This is a genomic window from Halogranum roseipondis, from assembly GCF_059695585.1.
This window is the reverse complement of sequence record NZ_CM185235.1, coordinates 805,462-819,663: the sequence shown is the minus strand read 5'-3', so window position 1 is coordinate 819,663 and position 14,202 is coordinate 805,462. Positions and strand designations below refer to the sequence as shown.

The following is a 14,202-nucleotide window of genomic DNA, read 5'->3' as shown; positions in this document are numbered from 1 at the left end:
CACTGTTGTTGTCGGCAGGAATCGAGCGTGTCGTTGTTCCGTGCCGATGCAGGTCGGGTGATGCGTGCCCCGTTGCATGTTGTACACCACTCGTTGCTCTCGGTATAAGCCTTCGTCGGTCGCAACTCTCTCCGCCGTCGCGCGACTGTTATCACGTGACGAACTCCTCGGGAAGCCACCTCGGGACTCCGGTATCGTATCCATCACTTCGAGACAGTCACGTCAGACAGATGAATGGATGGGCCGTCCCGATGACGTGGCCACCACGTATGTAGTTCACCCGGACGAACCGACAGCTGAGATGACACACGTCGCAATCACCGGCGCGGCCGGCAACGTCGGCGAAGTCGCCGTCGACGCGTTCGCCGAGACGTCCCACGACCTCACCCTGTTCACGCACAGCGAGCACGACGACCTCGACAGCACCCTCCTCGACGTCACCGAACGGGAGGCGTTCGTCGAGAAACTCCCGGACGACGCCGACGTCCTCGTCCACCTCGCCGCCAACCCCTCGCCGTACGCCGAGTGGGACGAAGTGAGCGAGGTGAACGTCGACGGCGTCTACAACGCCTACCACGCGGCCGTCGAGAACGGGCTCTCGCGGGTCGTCTACGCCAGTTCGAACCACGCGGTCAACGCGTCGGGAGTCGCCGACCCGACCGAACCGGAGACGCTCACCGCCGACGCGTCGGCGACGTACCCGGACGACGACACCGCACCGGACTCCTACTACGGCGTCACCAAGGTCGCCGGCGAGGCGATGGGGAAGTTCTACGCCCACCGCCACGGCCTCGAGGTCGTGAACCTCCGCATCGGCTGGCTCCTGTCCGAGTCACAGCTCCGCGAGACGGTCGACGACCCACCCTCCTCGGAGTACGACGAGGAGGCCGTCCGCTTCGCGCGGGCGATGTGGCTCAGTCCGCGCGACTGCCGGGACGCGATCCGAACGTCGGCGACGGCCGACCTCTCGGAGACGCCGGTGACGGCGCACGCCATCTCGGAGAACGCCGATCGGACGCTCTCGCTGACCGAGACGCGCCGGACGCTCGGCTACGACCCCCGCGACGACGCGGCACGGGTGCTCGACGACTGACCGAGCGGCGAGACCGACTCCGGCGTGAACGGCCACCGCGTTTAACGTTGCTTCGCGCGTACGAGACCGTGAGGGCACGTGCCGTCGTGCCCGTCCGAAGTGCTCGAGATTGGCCCCCGGTTATCCACGACGCCCGTACTGAGATACGACTGTTCGCCCTCCCGCAGCCATGTTGACCGAAGACCATCTTCCCAGCGACAAAGACGCGATAGTCAGTGCACCGAACGGCGACGGCGGTCACGTCCTCGCCACCGTCAACCAGTACCCGTCCAGCACCGACGCCGACTGGCACGGCGCGCTCGTCGAGGAACCGACTGCCTTCCGCTCGGACGTCCTGCAGGCGACGGACCTGCACACGCTGCTGTGGGACGCCGAACTCGAACAGACGCTCGACGTGCGCAACGACGCCGTCGACAGCGACGTCGCGTACGAGTCGAGTCGCGTCCCCGAGGTGCACATCCACAACGCCTTCGAGTTCGCAGACGATTCGACTGCCGACCTCGAACAGGACGTCCTCGTCAGCGCGGAGACGGCCGCCCTGCTCGTCCGCAGCGACGTCTCCTTCGAGCAGGCACACGGCCACACCGCCTACACCGTCCTCAACTCGGCGATCCACTCCAGCGAGGCCGACGCCGACGGCGAGGCGGCGGCCGTGACGACGGCCGACGGCTACGATTGCGTCGTCGCCCACGACGCAGAGGACGAACGCTACGTCGCCCTGGCACAGCGTCGGCCCGAGACCGACCAGACCGGTTTCGACGGCCGGCGCGTCGGCCTCGTCGACACCGACGAGGGTCCGGACAAGAGCGCCTGGGCAGACATCTACCAGGAGAACGACGGCCGGATCGACGACAACGACGGAAACGAGGGGCACGTCGACGTCGGTGTCGGACTGTTCCTCGACGACGACGCGTCGGCGACGTGGCTGACGGCCGTCGGCTTCGGGCGGAGCGAAGCAGAGGCCCTCGAGGCCGCGACGACGGTGCTCGACAACGGCTACGAGGCCGAACGCGAGGCGTTCGCCGACGCCTGGGAGGCGTGGCACGAGTCGACCGACGGCTCGCCACTCGACGACGACACCGTCACCGGGATGTACGAGCGGTCGCTGACGAGCATGAAGTGTGCCCAGGACCCCCGCGGGCCGATGATCGCCGGCGCGTTCGCTCCCAACGAACAGGGGTATCGATACGTCTGGCCGCGCGACCAGGTGATCCTCGTTCAGGCCGCGTTGGCGGCGGGGGCGACCGAGGAGGCCAGCGCCGCCCTCGAGTGGCTCGAGGGAGCGCAGATCACCGACGACGTGACCGACGACCGCGGCATCGACCGGAAGGGGACGTGGTGGCAGAACTACCGGACCGACGGCGAGGCCCACTGGACGGCGCTCCAACTCGACCAGATCGGCGGCCCCATCTACGCCCACTGGCTGCTCTGGCAGGAGACCGGCGACGACGACGTCGTCGACGCCCACTACGAGATGAGCGAGCGGGCCGCGGCGTTCCTGCTCGAGTACGACAACGGCCACGGCTTCCCGGGCAAGCATCAAGACCCGTGGGAGGAAGTGTGGGGGTACAGCACCGAGGGCGTCGCCGCCGGCATCGCTGGCCTGCGGGCGATGGCCGCGCTCGCCGACGAGAAGGGCGACGAGGCGTTCGCCGAGGAGTGTCGCGAGCACGCCGCGACGTGGGCGGGGAACTTCGACGACTACTGCTTCCACCCGGACGCCTACCTCGGCGACCACTACGTCACCGCCGACAGCCCCGAGCGCGACGACGACGTCTCGCCGAACGAGCGGCCCGACGCCGCCGCGTTCGTGGCCTACTGGCCGTGGAACGTCGCGGCGGTCGACAGCGACGAGCTGGGTTCGACGCTCGCCGCCGCAGACGACGAGTCGTGGACGTCGCCCGGCGCGCGGTGTCTCGCCCGCTACCCCGAGGACGACTACACGCCGACGGGCGAACCCGAGGACGGCGGGTGGCCGCTCTGTGAGGCCTACGCCGACGTCGCCCGCTGGCAGCGCGGACACGACGACGACGCCGTCGCCGACTACGTCTTCGAGCACGCGCCCGAGTGGACGACGGCGGCGGGGCTCCTCCCCGAACAGGTCGACGGCGAGGGCGACGTCCGCTGGAACAGCAACCTCCAGTGGAGTCAGGCGATGTACATTCTGCTGACGGAGAGCCACGCACGCGGCGAACCGTACGGGTTCGCACCCGACGCGTAGCCGTCGGTCTCCGACGCGTCGTATCGGCGTCGTTTCCATCGAGGTGGCCGACGCTGGCCGACGCGGAGAAAAGAACCGCAGAAGACGGAAACGAGTGCGTCGTCTCTTAGATGTAGTCGACGGCGGGCGAGAGTTCGAGCTTCATGCCCTTGCGCTCTCGGATCTCCATGATCTTGTCCGTCTGGAGACTGTCGGACATGACGCGGAAGCCGGCGTTCTCCGTGTTCCAGGAGGCGCGGCCCTCGGTCGCCGAGCGGACGTCCGAGGAGAAGCCGATCATCTCTTCGACGGGTGCGATACCTTCGATGACCATGAGGTCACCCTCCTGGTACATGTCGTCGACGCGGCCGCGACGACCCTGGATCTCGCCGGAGGCCGAACCCATGTAGTCCGAGGGAACGTCGATGCGGACGTTCTGGATGGGTTCGAGCAGCTTCACCTTCGCGTCGATGAGCGCTCGGTGGACAGCCTCGCGAGCGGCGGGGATGACCTGTGCGGGACCGCGGTGGATGGTGTCCTCGTGGAGCTTCGCGTCGTGGAGGCGGAGGAGTGCACCCTGGACCGGCTCTGCGGCGAGCGGGCCGTCGTTGAGCGCCTCCTCCATCCCCTCGATGACGAGTTCCATCGTCTCGTTGAGGTGCTGGATACCCTTCGTCTCGTCGAGCAGGACGTTCGTCCCGAAGATGTGCTCGAAGTTCTGGGAGGCGTCCTTGTCCATGCCAGCCTCCTGCAGCGCCTCGCGGCGCTCCAGTTCGGGCATGTCGTTTGCGATGTTCCCCATCTTGATGTCGTCGACGATGTCCTGCGAGAGCGGCTCGACGGAGATGTAGAACTTGTTGTGGCGGTTCGGGGAGACGCCCTCGACCTCGCGGGAGCTCTGTGTCGGGGCCTCGCGGTAGACGACGATCGGCTCACCGGTGTGGACCGGGATACCCTGGTTCTTCTGAATACGCTGCGTGATGACCTCGAGGTGGAGCTCGCCCTGTCCGCTAATGAGGTGTTCGCCGGTGTCCTCGTTGATCTCCACACGGATGGTCGGGTCCTCCTTCGCGACCTGCTGGAGCGTCTGGATGAGCTTCGGCAGGTCGTCCATGTTCGTCGCCTCGACGGACTTCGTGATGACCGGCTCGGAGATGTGCTCGATCGACTCGAACGGCGTCATCTCGACGGAGGAGACGGTCGAACCGGCGATGGCGTCGCGCAGACCGGTGACGGCGGCGATGTTGCCTGCGGGGACGCCACGGTCGAGGTCCTCGCGCTCGCCACCCATGAAGATACCAACCGACTGGACGCGGTTCTTCTTGGCGGTGCCGGAGACGTAGAGTTCTTGACCCTTCTTGATGGTCCCCGAGAACAGGCGACCGGTCGCGATCTCGCCCGCGTGGGGGTCCATCGAGATGTCGGTCACCATGAAGACGACGTCGCCGTCGTCGTCGACCTCGCGCATCTGCCTCGCGATGTCCGATTCGGCGTCACCACGCCAGACGGCGGGGATACGGCGGGGCTGGGCGTCGAGCGGGTTCGGGAAGTGCTCGGCGACCATGTCCAGCACGACGTCCGAGAGCGGCGTCCGCTCGTGGAGCTCCTGCCGCTTGTCGTTCTGCTCCATCTCGATGATGTCGCCGAACGAGATGCCGGTCTCCTGCATCGACGGCATCGAGACGCCCCACTTGTAGAGGGCGGACCCGAAGGCGACGGTGCCGTCCTCGACGGAGACCGTCCAGTCGTAGTCCTTCTCCTCGGTCATGCCACGGATGAGCTCGTTGACGTCGGAGATGACGTCGAAGAGCCGCTCCTGCATCTCCTGGGGCCCTTCCTGGAGCTCGTTGATGAGGCGGTCGACCTTGTTGATGAACAGTGCGGGCTTGACGCCCTCGCGGAGCGCCTGCCGGAGCACCGTCTCCGTCTGGGGCATCGCGCCCTCGACGGCGTCGACGACCACGAGCGCGCCGTCGACGGCACGCATCGCACGGGTCACGTCGCCACCGAAGTCGACGTGGCCCGGTGTGTCGATGAGGTTGATGAGGTGGTTCTCGTCCTCGTACTCGTGAGTCATCGAGACGTTCGCCGCGTCGATGGTGATCCCACGTTCCTGCTCGTCTTCCTTCGTGTCCATGGCGAGCTGCTGGCCGGCCGTCTCGTCCGAGATCATGCCGGCGCCCGCGAGGAGGTTGTCCGAGAGGGTCGTCTTTCCGTGGTCGACGTGAGCGGCGATGGCGATGTTCCGGATCTGCTCCGGCTTGTCCATCAGTTTCTCACATTCTTGAACAATCTTCTTTCGTCGGCCCATTATACTGATTCCTTCCGGTAGGAGGGTCAAAAGGGTAGTGTTTCCGCCGAGCGAGCGTCACGGTGACACATTCCGCGCAAACCGAACGGAGAGCCCCCCGATTCGGGGGTAGGCCATCGGGCACAAGAGTCATACCCCCGTACCACTTGATACCACTACACATGGACGTGCGCGTGCTGGGGGCCGCCGCCCCCGACCCGTTTCTCAGCGCGGCAGACCTGTTCGAGACCGAGTACGACCTCGAGTGGCCGGTTCGCGTCCGCGTCAGGGACGACCCCGACGAACGGACGTGGGCGGCCCACTACGACGGTCACCACGTGTTGAACATCTCTCGACAGGCCGCCACGAGCGTCATGGCACGCGAACTCGCCCTCCACGAGTTCGCCCACATGGCCCGATACGAGGAGTCTCACCCCTCACACACCCAGTCCATCGACGAGGTGCTCTTCCTCGCGCTCACCGGACGGTCGGTCGAGCGCCGCAAACTGGCCCACTGCTATCAGATCGCGAACCACATGAAGGACATCTACGCCGACGACATCACGCTCTCGTTGGCGCCGGCGACCAAGCTCCTGACCTTCCTCGAGTCGCAACTCGCCACCGCCGTCGCCGACCGGTCGTCTGCGGCCGGTCGGACCGACTGGACGCGGCTGACGGCCGCCGCCGACCCCGACATCACCGCCGTCAACGCCGCCTTCGCGCTGGCGCTCGTCGAGCGACACGACCTCGTCGACCCGACCCACCCGCTCTACGACTTTGCGGCGGTCGCCGGCGACGACGCCCCCGACGTCGACGTCGACGCGTTCAAACGCCGGTTCAAGTCGCTCGTCGCCGACCCCTCCGAGAGCGACTACCGCAAGGCGCTCGTCGACGTCACCCGCGCCTACGCGGTTCACTCGGGGTCGTCACCGGCGGCCGACTGAGTCGCCTGTGCTCGCGACGCCACACGCTTAGCGTCGCCGACCGTCCGCACTCCCCACACGATCGCTGCAGCCACGAGGAACACCCCACCGAGCACTGCGACGGACGTCGTCTCGCCGTACACGTCACCGACGACGCCCGCCAACACCGCCAGCGGAATCCGGGCCAGTCGGGTCACCATCGAGAACGCCGACAGCGTCGTCGCCCGCCCGACTGTCTCTATCTGCCCGTTCAGAAACCCGTTGACGAGCGGCGACAAGAGCGTCGTCGACCCGCGCAGTGCGACGAACATCGGCAGCGACGCGAGAAGGATCCACTGCGGGAGGAGAAAGAGTCCCGCCGTCCCGAGCGAGACGACGAGCAGCGCGTCCCGGAACCCGAGTGTCGCTTCCAGCGTCCCTGCGTGATAACTCGCCACGGCGGAGACGCCGGTGAACGCCGCATAGAGAACACCGAGGAGGACACTCTCGGGAAGTGCTCCGAGCCCACTCACACCCGACGAGAGCGTCCGCTCGAAGAGCGTTCTCGCCACGGGCTGGATGTAGGTGTCTCCGGTGCTGACGACGGCGAAGAAGAGACTCGCGTAGAGCACGACCGACAGCATCGGCTGTCGCGTGAACCGCTTGCGGACGACGGTGAGAGTATCGGTCGCGGTGACGTGCCCACTGGCCGCCGCCCGGTCGGGACTCGGAAAGCTTGCCAGCACGACCAGACCCAGCGCGTTGAGTGCGACCGACGCGACGAACGGGAACCTCGGGTCGAGGGTGTACAACACGCCACCGGCGAGCATCGTCGCGACGGACGTCGTTCGCATCACCGACTCGCCTCGGCCCCGAACGCGGGTGAACGCCGAGGGGTCGGTCTGCTCTTCCAGCCGTTCGTACAGCCACGCGTCGGCGCTCCCGGAGACGAAGGTCTGAGCGAGCGCCCACAACACGTAGAGGACCGCGTACGCGACGAACGACTGGAACACGACGAACCCGGCGAGCGAGAGCACCGTGAACACGACCGACAGGACGAGACTCGCCCGCCGACCGAGTCGGTCGGCCACGTATCCGGTCGGAACCTCGCTGAGCACGACCACCGCCGACGAGAGTGCGCCGAGCAGTCCGACCTCCGTGAACGAGAGCGTCCGGAGGAGAAACAGGGTGAACACCGGGTAGATGAACCCGGCCGACCGCGTCGCCTGATACAGGTAGTAGCGAGTGACGAGACGCCCGCCCGCGGTCATACGCGACGGTTCGGCGACTGAACGGAAAAGTACTCGCTGAAGCGAATTTCAGTGCCGCCGCTCGCGGGAGTCGGCGTCGAAAGAGAGAGAAGAACTGCTTAGCGGGCCGCGGCGGCGACGCGTTCGCGCTCTTCCTTCTGGGAGATGGCGTACGTCTGGACGTCGTAGTTGGCGGCACCGACGAGCTGCTGGGCGAGCGCCTCGGCGGCGCTCGTCTTCGACTTGAACGAACCGGACTGGGTTCCCTCTGCGAGGTAGCGCAGGGCCTGGTCGACGCGACGCTGCGGGGCGACGTCGACGGCCTTCGGGACGGAGATGCCACCGTACTTCAGGCGGACGGTCTCCTCGCGCGGTGCGGCGTTCTCGATGGCCGTCACGAGCACCTGCACCGGGTTCTCCTCGGTGCGCTCGTGGACGATCTCGAAGGCGTCGCGGACGATCTGCAGCGTCTTCTGCTTCTTGCCCGTGTTGTCCTCCGTCTGCATCAGACGGTTGACGAGGCGCTCGACGACGCTGATCTCGGACTTCTTGAACTGCTTGGAGGCGTGACGGCCCATCGTGTGCGCGATGGGGGTCACGTTCAGGTAGCGCTGGGTGCTCGGGTCGGCGTACTCGATCTCCGAGACGTCCCAGACGCCGAAGAGCTGTGCGTTCGACTCCGCTTCGTCGCTGTCGGCCGGGGACTCCGGCTCGGGGGCTTCGCTCTCGGACATTATCGGACAGGCTTCTCCGCGTTACCGCGCACGAGTTCGATCATCGACACACCGTTGACCTTCTCGACTTTGTAGTTGACACCCGAGAGGTCGCCCATCGCGCGACCCTTCGCGCCACCGATCCCGGCGATGGTGACCTCGTCGTGTTCGTCGATGAAGGAGATCGCACCGTCACCCGGACAGAAGGCGGTGACCTGCTTACCGTTCTTGATAAGCTGGACACGGACGCACTTTCGGATCGCCGAGTTGGGCTGCTTTGCTTCGATTCCGACCTTCTCGAGGACGATACCGCGGGCCTGCGGTGCACCCTCCAGCGGGTCGGACTTCTTGCGAAGGCCGCGCTCACGGCGCGCGTACTTCGAGTCGGACCATCGGTGACTCTGACGGTCCTGTTTGAGTTTGCGTGCTGCGTACTTACCGTTCGCCATAGTGAACGTGAGTTCCGGATGGAGCTACTTAAGCCTCCCTTTTCGCGCCGGGAGAAACGGCCTCAGATTCCTTCTTTCACCCCGCTACTCGGTTCTGAGGGCGTCTCAGCGATTCGAGTTACGACCGCTCAGGAGAGTAGAGGGAACGAACGGCCTGCACAGGCCGTGATACGAACCGTCGTGAGTCGCTCGGGTCGTTCGTCGGCGCAGGGTCGACGAACACCGCTATCGTCGCTCGTGCAACTGTCCCCACACCCGACCGCACGACGGCAGCCGGTCGGGGTGTGATGACGTGCACTCGTTACTATCGGCTCCGACAACCCGCTCACTCGAGATAGAACAGCACCTCGAACTCCGCGGCACAGTGCTCGCAGGTGACCGGTTCGCCGTAGAGGGTGTCGCCGAGTTCGGGACTTCCCCCGTCGGCCACCGCGAGCGTCGCCGGCAGGTCGACGTCGCACGAGGGACACGAGATGGGGACTGGAGGCTGTGACATACCCCGCAGAACGCTCTATATCGGTTTAGTTATCAGTTAGATAAACGTTCGACGGCCGCGCGCCGGTAAGCGGTCGTTTTCGACCGCGTCGCGCCGAGTTTCGTCGGTTAGGATGTCCTTACCCGGCGATTCACTCGGTTGCGAGTGTCGTCTTGCACCGGAACGAACGGCGGTTCGCAGTCGGACGGACCGCCGTCACGTCAGTTGGATGTCGTCGATGTCGTAGTGCCGACGGGCCAACGTGCGGGCGGTCTGGATGTTCGCGCCACCCTTCCCGATGGCGACGCCGCGGTCGGCCTCCTCGACCTCGACGTAGGCGACACGGTCGTCCTGCTCGGAGATCGTGACGTGTCGAATCGCGGCCGGTGCGAGCGCGCTGGCGACGAACGCCTCCGGCGTGTCGGCGTCCTCGACCAGTTCGACGGTCTTGCCGACGCGCTCTTCGAACCGTTTGACCGTCTTCCCGGCCGGTCCGATCGCCTTCCCCATCTCGCCGGCGGGGACGAGGATGACCACCCGGTCGTCGTCGACGAGGCAGTCCTTGGCGCTGACCTCCGCCAACTCGTCGAAGAGGCCGATGAGCCGCATCGCTTCGTCCGACAGCGTGACCTTCATCTAGTCGTCCGACGTCGCGCTGAACGACCCCATCTTCAGGTCGACGTCGCCCGTGCCGATGGCGACGGGTTTGCCGACGATGACGTTCTCGATGACGCCGTCCAGATCGTCGCTCTCGCCGTGGATGGCGGCGTCGAGCAGGTGGTTGACGGTGACCTCGAACGCCGCACGTGCCAGCACCGAGTCCTTGCTGCCGGAGATTCCGTGACGGCCGATGGATTCGATGGTACCGCGGTTCGTCATGATGTCCGCGACGAGCATCAGATGGCGGATGTTCACGTCGTCGAGCCCCTGCTCGCGCAGCGTGTCCATCGTCTCTTCGATGATCGCCTCGCGGGCGGCCTCGACGCCGAGTTCGCGGTACACCTCGTGGATGTTGTTACACGTCGTCCGCGAGGCGTCGACACCCTCGATGGTGAGCACGTCGCCGAACGCCGATCCCTCGGTGTAGAGGACGAACTCCTCGTCGCCGTCGTCGGTCTTCTCTTTCCGGATGACGACGCGACTGATCTCTTCGATCCCCTTGAACGTGATCTCGCGGAGCTGTTCGACCAGCTGGAGCAGCTGGCGGTAGCTCGGCTGATCCGGGCCGAACTCGATGACGGTGCCGTCCTGTCGGGTCTTCACACCGAGAGCGTCCTCGATGGTCTCTGCGATCTCCTGGGCGACCTCGGTGACGTTGTTCGCACGCGGCCACCGCTCGGCCAGCGTGTCGTCGTTGAGGTCGATCTGGACGAGCATGTCGGCGACGTTCGTCGACACGTCACCGAGTGCGAGAATCTTCGTCGCCTCGATGTCCCAGACGACTTCGTGGGCTCGTTCGCGGTCCGTCGCGTAGGGAACGTCCGCCTCGTTCTGCTCGGCGGACTCGAGGTGGACGGTCATCATCGGCGTGTCCGGCGTCTTCCGGGCGTCGACCAGTTCGATGAGCCGGGGGAGCCCCTGCGTGACGTCGATCTCGGCCACACCGGCGTAGTGGAACGTGTTCATCGTCATCTGCGTCCCCGGTTCGCCGATCGACTGCGCGGAGACGGTGCCGACGGGGTCGAGCGGATCGACGCGGGTGTCGATGTACCGGTTCTCGACCGCCTCGGCGATCTCGTTTGCCTGCTCGGGCGTCACGAGCCCCTCGCGACTCTCGATGGTCTTGTAGACGCGCGTCTTCAGCCGGCGCGGCAGTTCGGTGTCTTCGACCACGAGCGCGATATCCTCGGTCACGTGCTCGTACTCTCCGACCAGCTGATTGACGCTTTTTGCGTCTTCAGTCATCGGACTCCACCTCCGTCCCCATCGCCTTGTTCCGACCGGGACCGGCGTGCTCCGAGAGGTTCGTCGGCGGCTCGCGTCGGCCGAGGAACCGCTCTTTCTGTGCCTCGCTGTCGAACTCCGACTCGATGATGCGGTCGGCGATCTGCTCGACGTCGACGTCGCCGTCCTCGCTCGAGGAGACTTTCACCGGGCTCGTCCCGTCCTCACCGAACTCGAACTGGACGATGGTGCCCGACGTGTCGCGCACCGAGCCGTCGTACTGCGCTTCGAGCTCCGAGAGCGCGTTGATGAGCCGACGCTGCAGGTAGCCGGATTTCGAGGTACGGACTGCCGTGTCGACCAGCCCTTCGCGGCCACCCATCGCGTGGAAGAAGAACTCACGCGGCGTCAGCCCGCCACGGTAGGAGTTTTCGACGAACCCGTGTGCCTCCGCCGAGAGGTCGTTCTTCTTGTAGTGGCTGAGCGTTCGGTCCTCGTATCCGCGGTTGATGCGCTCGCCCCGAACTGCCTGCTGGCCGACACAGCCGGCCATCTGCGTCAGGTTGAGCATCGATCCACGGGCACCCGAGCGAGCCATGATGACCGCCGGGTTGTCGTCGCCGAAGTGGTCGTCGGCGATCTCACCCGCGGAGTCGCGGGCCTTCCCGAGCGTCTGCATGATCTTCATCTCGAGCGTCTCGTCGACGGTCCGACCCGGCAGCGACTCGAGTTCGTTCGCCTCGTACGTCGAGATGAGTTCCTGGATCCGCTCGTAGGCGTTCTCGATCGCCTCGTCGACCTGCTCGTTGGCCTCCGGCGGGATGGACTCGTCGTCGATCCCGATGGAGAATCCGAAGTGCATGATGGCACGCATCGCCAGCGAGGCGATCTCGTTGACGAAGATGCGAGCGCGCGTCTCCGAGTAGACTTTCGTGATGGTGTCGACGATCTCCCCGCCGAACGCTCCGACCGCGTCCTCGTCGATCGTCCCCTCGACGAGCTGGCCGTCGACGATCTTGACGTCGTCGCCGGTCGAACTCGTGAAGTCGAGCGAGAGGTCGTCGGGCAAGAGCTCCGAGAAGATGGAGTGACCCGTCCAGTACGGTTCGCCCCCTTCCTCGCCGTCCGGGTCGGGGAGCGTGTCGACGCTCGTCGCACGCAGCAGGTCAAGCGCCTGCGTCTCCGTGAAGTGCGGGTTCTCGTGCGTGAGGAGGTACGTCCCGCTGATGTGGTCCTGGATCGCGCCGATGATGTTCTCACCGAAGCGCGGCGAGAGGATCTGTTCCTGCACGCGCATGAGGACGCGCGCTTCCGCGCGAGCCTCCTCGTTCTGCAGCGCGTGCATGTTCATCTCGTCGCCGTCGAAGTCTGCGTTGTACGGCGGGCAGACGACGGTGTTCAGTCGGAACGTCTTGTACGGCATCACGACGACCTCGTGCGCCATGATCGACATCCGGTGCAGCGACGGCTGCCGGTTGAAGATGACGATGTCGCCGTCGACGAGATGGCGGTTGACCTCCCAGCCGAGTTCGACCTTCTCTGCGAGCTCTTCGCAGTTCTTCTCGGTCACCTTCAGGCGGCGACCGTCGGGTCGTTTCACGTAGTTGGCGCCGGGGTGGCCCTCGGGGCCGTTACGGACGTACTGCTGGGCCTCCTCGATGTTGCGCTCGGTGACGTTCATCGTCTGCGTCATCTCCCGTGCGACGCGCTCGGGGACGCCGACCTCGTTCAGGCTGAGCGTCGGGTCCGGCGAGATGACGGTCCGCGCCGAGAAGTTGACACGCTTCCCCGAGAGTGAGCCACGGAAGCGACCCTCTTTGCCCTTCAGGCGCTGAGAGAGCGTCTTCAGCGGGCGACCGGAGCGGTGACGTGCCGGCGGCGTCCCGGAGATCTCGTTGTCGATGAACGTGGTGACGTGGTACTGCAACAGCTCCCACAGGTCCTCGATGATCAGCTGGGGCGCACCGGCCTCGCGGTTCTCCATGAACCGCTGGTTGATGCGGATGATGTCGACCAGCTTGTGGGTCAGGTCGTCCTCGGAGCGCTGGCCGTTGTCCAGCGTGATCGACGGACGGGCCGTCACCGGCGGCACCGGCAGGACGGTCAGGATCATCCACTCCGGCCGGGACCGACTCGGGTCGATACCGAGCGAAGAGAGGTCCTCGTCCGGGATGTCCTCGAACCAGTCGCGGATGTCCGAGGGCATCAGCTTGTTCATGTCCTCCTCGGTCAGGTCGACGTCGAGCGCCTTCTCCAGCGCCTTGCGGTCGTCCTTCCGCGGACGGAACGACCCGGACATGATCTCGTTGACGCGCTGCAGGTCGATGCCGGTCTTCTCGGCGAGCGCCTGCGGCGACATCCCCTCGTCGTCCTCGTCGTCGGGGTCCGGCTGCATCGCCTGTGCGATGAGCTCCGAGTAGTCGCCCGAGAGGACGTCCTGGACCTCGTAGTAGGTGGTCGGCTTCTCGTGTTTGATGTCGTGCTGCGGCGAGCCGCAGTAGGGACATCGCTTGGCCTTGCGGGCCTGCCGGACTGCAGCCTTCATCACGTCGCTCCAGTCCTCGCCGAGCTCTTTCGTCCGCTGGAGCTTCTCGTGGTACTCCTCCTGCTCCTCCGCCGTCAGTGCGAGTCGACCGCAGTCGCGGCAGGTCGACCGCAGCAGGCGACGGATGAGCTTCGTGAAGCCGACGTGGATCACCGGGGCGGCGAGTTCGATGTGGCCGAAGTGGCCGTTACACGACCCCGAGTGCTGCCCGCAGGTGCGGCACTCCAGCCCCGGGTCGATGACGCCCAGCCGCGGGTCCATCAACCCCATGTCGATTGGGTAGCCGTCGTCGTCGTACGTGTCCGCCGTGATGACCTTCGTGGCGGACATGTCGCGATACGTCTCCGGGTCCATCAACCCGAACTGGATGCCGCCGATCTCTTTGGGTGTCTGCATTGACA

11 protein-coding genes are annotated in these 14,202 nt (G+C 65.9%); 3 read left to right on the top strand and 8 right to left on the bottom strand.

The window, feature by feature from the left end; genetic code table 11:
- Window positions 1–301 precede the first annotated feature (301 nt).
- Both EOHIBHHM_RS04390 and EOHIBHHM_RS04385 read left to right on the top strand, forming a co-directional pair.
- Window positions 302–1,093, top strand: coding sequence for an NAD-dependent epimerase/dehydratase family protein (locus EOHIBHHM_RS04390; protein ID WP_497254988.1), 792 nt, complete (start codon window positions 302–304; stop codon window positions 1,091–1,093).
- Window positions 1,094–1,262: 169 nt separating this feature from the next.
- Window positions 1,263–3,314 carry a glycoside hydrolase family 15 protein gene (locus EOHIBHHM_RS04385; protein WP_497254986.1) on the top strand — a complete coding sequence of 684 codons (2,052 nt, stop codon included), beginning with the start codon at window positions 1,263–1,265 and terminating at the stop codon, window positions 3,312–3,314.
- A 106-nt stretch (window positions 3,315–3,420) separates the two neighbouring features.
- Here EOHIBHHM_RS04385 and EOHIBHHM_RS04380 read toward each other — a convergent pair whose 3' ends face one another.
- Complete coding sequence (locus EOHIBHHM_RS04380) at window positions 3,421–5,604, bottom strand: elongation factor EF-2 (RefSeq protein ID WP_497254984.1); 2,184 nt, start codon at window positions 5,602–5,604, stop codon at window positions 3,421–3,423.
- Between the two features lie 161 nt (window positions 5,605–5,765).
- Between EOHIBHHM_RS04380 and EOHIBHHM_RS04375 the strand changes: the two genes are divergently transcribed.
- Window positions 5,766–6,527, top strand: a complete 762-nt coding sequence (locus tag EOHIBHHM_RS04375; RefSeq protein WP_497254982.1) for a DUF5781 family protein — start codon at window positions 5,766–5,768, stop codon at window positions 6,525–6,527.
- Here the strand turns inward: EOHIBHHM_RS04375 and EOHIBHHM_RS04370 are convergent.
- The 7 genes from EOHIBHHM_RS04370 to EOHIBHHM_RS04340 form a co-directional block, all read right to left on the bottom strand.
- Window positions 6,497–7,756: an MFS transporter gene (locus EOHIBHHM_RS04370; RefSeq protein WP_497254980.1), complete on the bottom strand. Its 1,260-nt coding sequence runs from the start codon at window positions 7,754–7,756 to the stop codon at window positions 6,497–6,499. The two genes, EOHIBHHM_RS04375 and EOHIBHHM_RS04370, sit on opposite strands and share 31 nt — an antisense overlap.
- 98 nt (window positions 7,757–7,854) lie before the next feature.
- Window positions 7,855–8,469: a 30S ribosomal protein S7 gene (locus EOHIBHHM_RS04365; RefSeq protein ID WP_497254978.1), complete on the bottom strand. Its 615-nt coding sequence runs from the start codon at window positions 8,467–8,469 to the stop codon at window positions 7,855–7,857.
- Window positions 8,469–8,897: a 30S ribosomal protein S12 gene (locus EOHIBHHM_RS04360; protein WP_089693839.1), complete on the bottom strand. Its 429-nt coding sequence runs from the start codon at window positions 8,895–8,897 to the stop codon at window positions 8,469–8,471. Before EOHIBHHM_RS04360 ends, EOHIBHHM_RS04365 begins: the two co-directional genes overlap by 1 nt.
- Window positions 8,898–9,222: 325 nt before the next feature.
- Complete coding sequence (locus EOHIBHHM_RS04355; RefSeq protein ID WP_170864726.1) at window positions 9,223–9,393, bottom strand: hypothetical protein; 171 nt, start codon at window positions 9,391–9,393, stop codon at window positions 9,223–9,225.
- Window positions 9,394–9,588: 195 nt separating this feature from the next.
- Window positions 9,589–10,008 carry a NusA-like transcription termination signal-binding factor gene (locus EOHIBHHM_RS04350; protein WP_497254975.1) on the bottom strand — a complete coding sequence of 140 codons (420 nt, stop codon included), beginning with the start codon at window positions 10,006–10,008 and terminating at the stop codon, window positions 9,589–9,591.
- Complete coding sequence (rpoA2, locus tag EOHIBHHM_RS04345) at window positions 10,009–11,277, bottom strand: DNA-directed RNA polymerase subunit A'' (protein ID WP_497254973.1); 1,269 nt, start codon at window positions 11,275–11,277, stop codon at window positions 10,009–10,011. It lies immediately after the preceding gene.
- The gene (locus EOHIBHHM_RS04340; protein ID WP_497256908.1) at window positions 11,270–14,197 is read right to left on the bottom strand and encodes a DNA-directed RNA polymerase subunit A'; all 2,928 of its coding nucleotides are present in this window, start codon (window positions 14,195–14,197) and stop codon (window positions 11,270–11,272) included. The genes rpoA2 and EOHIBHHM_RS04340 overlap by 8 nt, the downstream gene beginning before the upstream one ends.
- Between the last annotated feature and the right edge of the window lie 5 nt (window positions 14,198–14,202).

Coding starts and splice junctions, on each gene's coding strand:
- EOHIBHHM_RS04390 (WP_497254988.1), top strand. CDS start 302: ATGACACACGTCGCAATCACCGGCGCGGCCGGCAACGTCGGCGAAGTC.
- EOHIBHHM_RS04385 (WP_497254986.1), top strand. CDS start 1,263: ATGTTGACCGAAGACCATCTTCCCAGCGACAAAGACGCGATAGTCAGT.
- EOHIBHHM_RS04380 (WP_497254984.1), bottom strand. CDS start 5,604: ATGGGCCGACGAAAGAAGATTGTTCAAGAATGTGAGAAACTGATGGAC.
- EOHIBHHM_RS04375 (WP_497254982.1), top strand. CDS start 5,766: ATGGACGTGCGCGTGCTGGGGGCCGCCGCCCCCGACCCGTTTCTCAGC.
- EOHIBHHM_RS04370 (WP_497254980.1), bottom strand. CDS start 7,756: ATGACCGCGGGCGGGCGTCTCGTCACTCGCTACTACCTGTATCAGGCG.
- EOHIBHHM_RS04365 (WP_497254978.1), bottom strand. CDS start 8,469: ATGTCCGAGAGCGAAGCCCCCGAGCCGGAGTCCCCGGCCGACAGCGAC.
- EOHIBHHM_RS04360 (WP_089693839.1), bottom strand. CDS start 8,897: ATGGCGAACGGTAAGTACGCAGCACGCAAACTCAAACAGGACCGTCAG.
- EOHIBHHM_RS04355 (WP_170864726.1), bottom strand. CDS start 9,393: ATGTCACAGCCTCCAGTCCCCATCTCGTGTCCCTCGTGCGACGTCGAC.
- EOHIBHHM_RS04350 (WP_497254975.1), bottom strand. CDS start 10,008: ATGAAGGTCACGCTGTCGGACGAAGCGATGCGGCTCATCGGCCTCTTC.
- rpoA2 (WP_497254973.1), bottom strand. CDS start 11,277: ATGACTGAAGACGCAAAAAGCGTCAATCAGCTGGTCGGAGAGTACGAG.
- EOHIBHHM_RS04340 (WP_497256908.1), bottom strand. CDS start 14,197: ATGCAGACACCCAAAGAGATCGGCGGCATCCAGTTCGGGTTGATGGAC.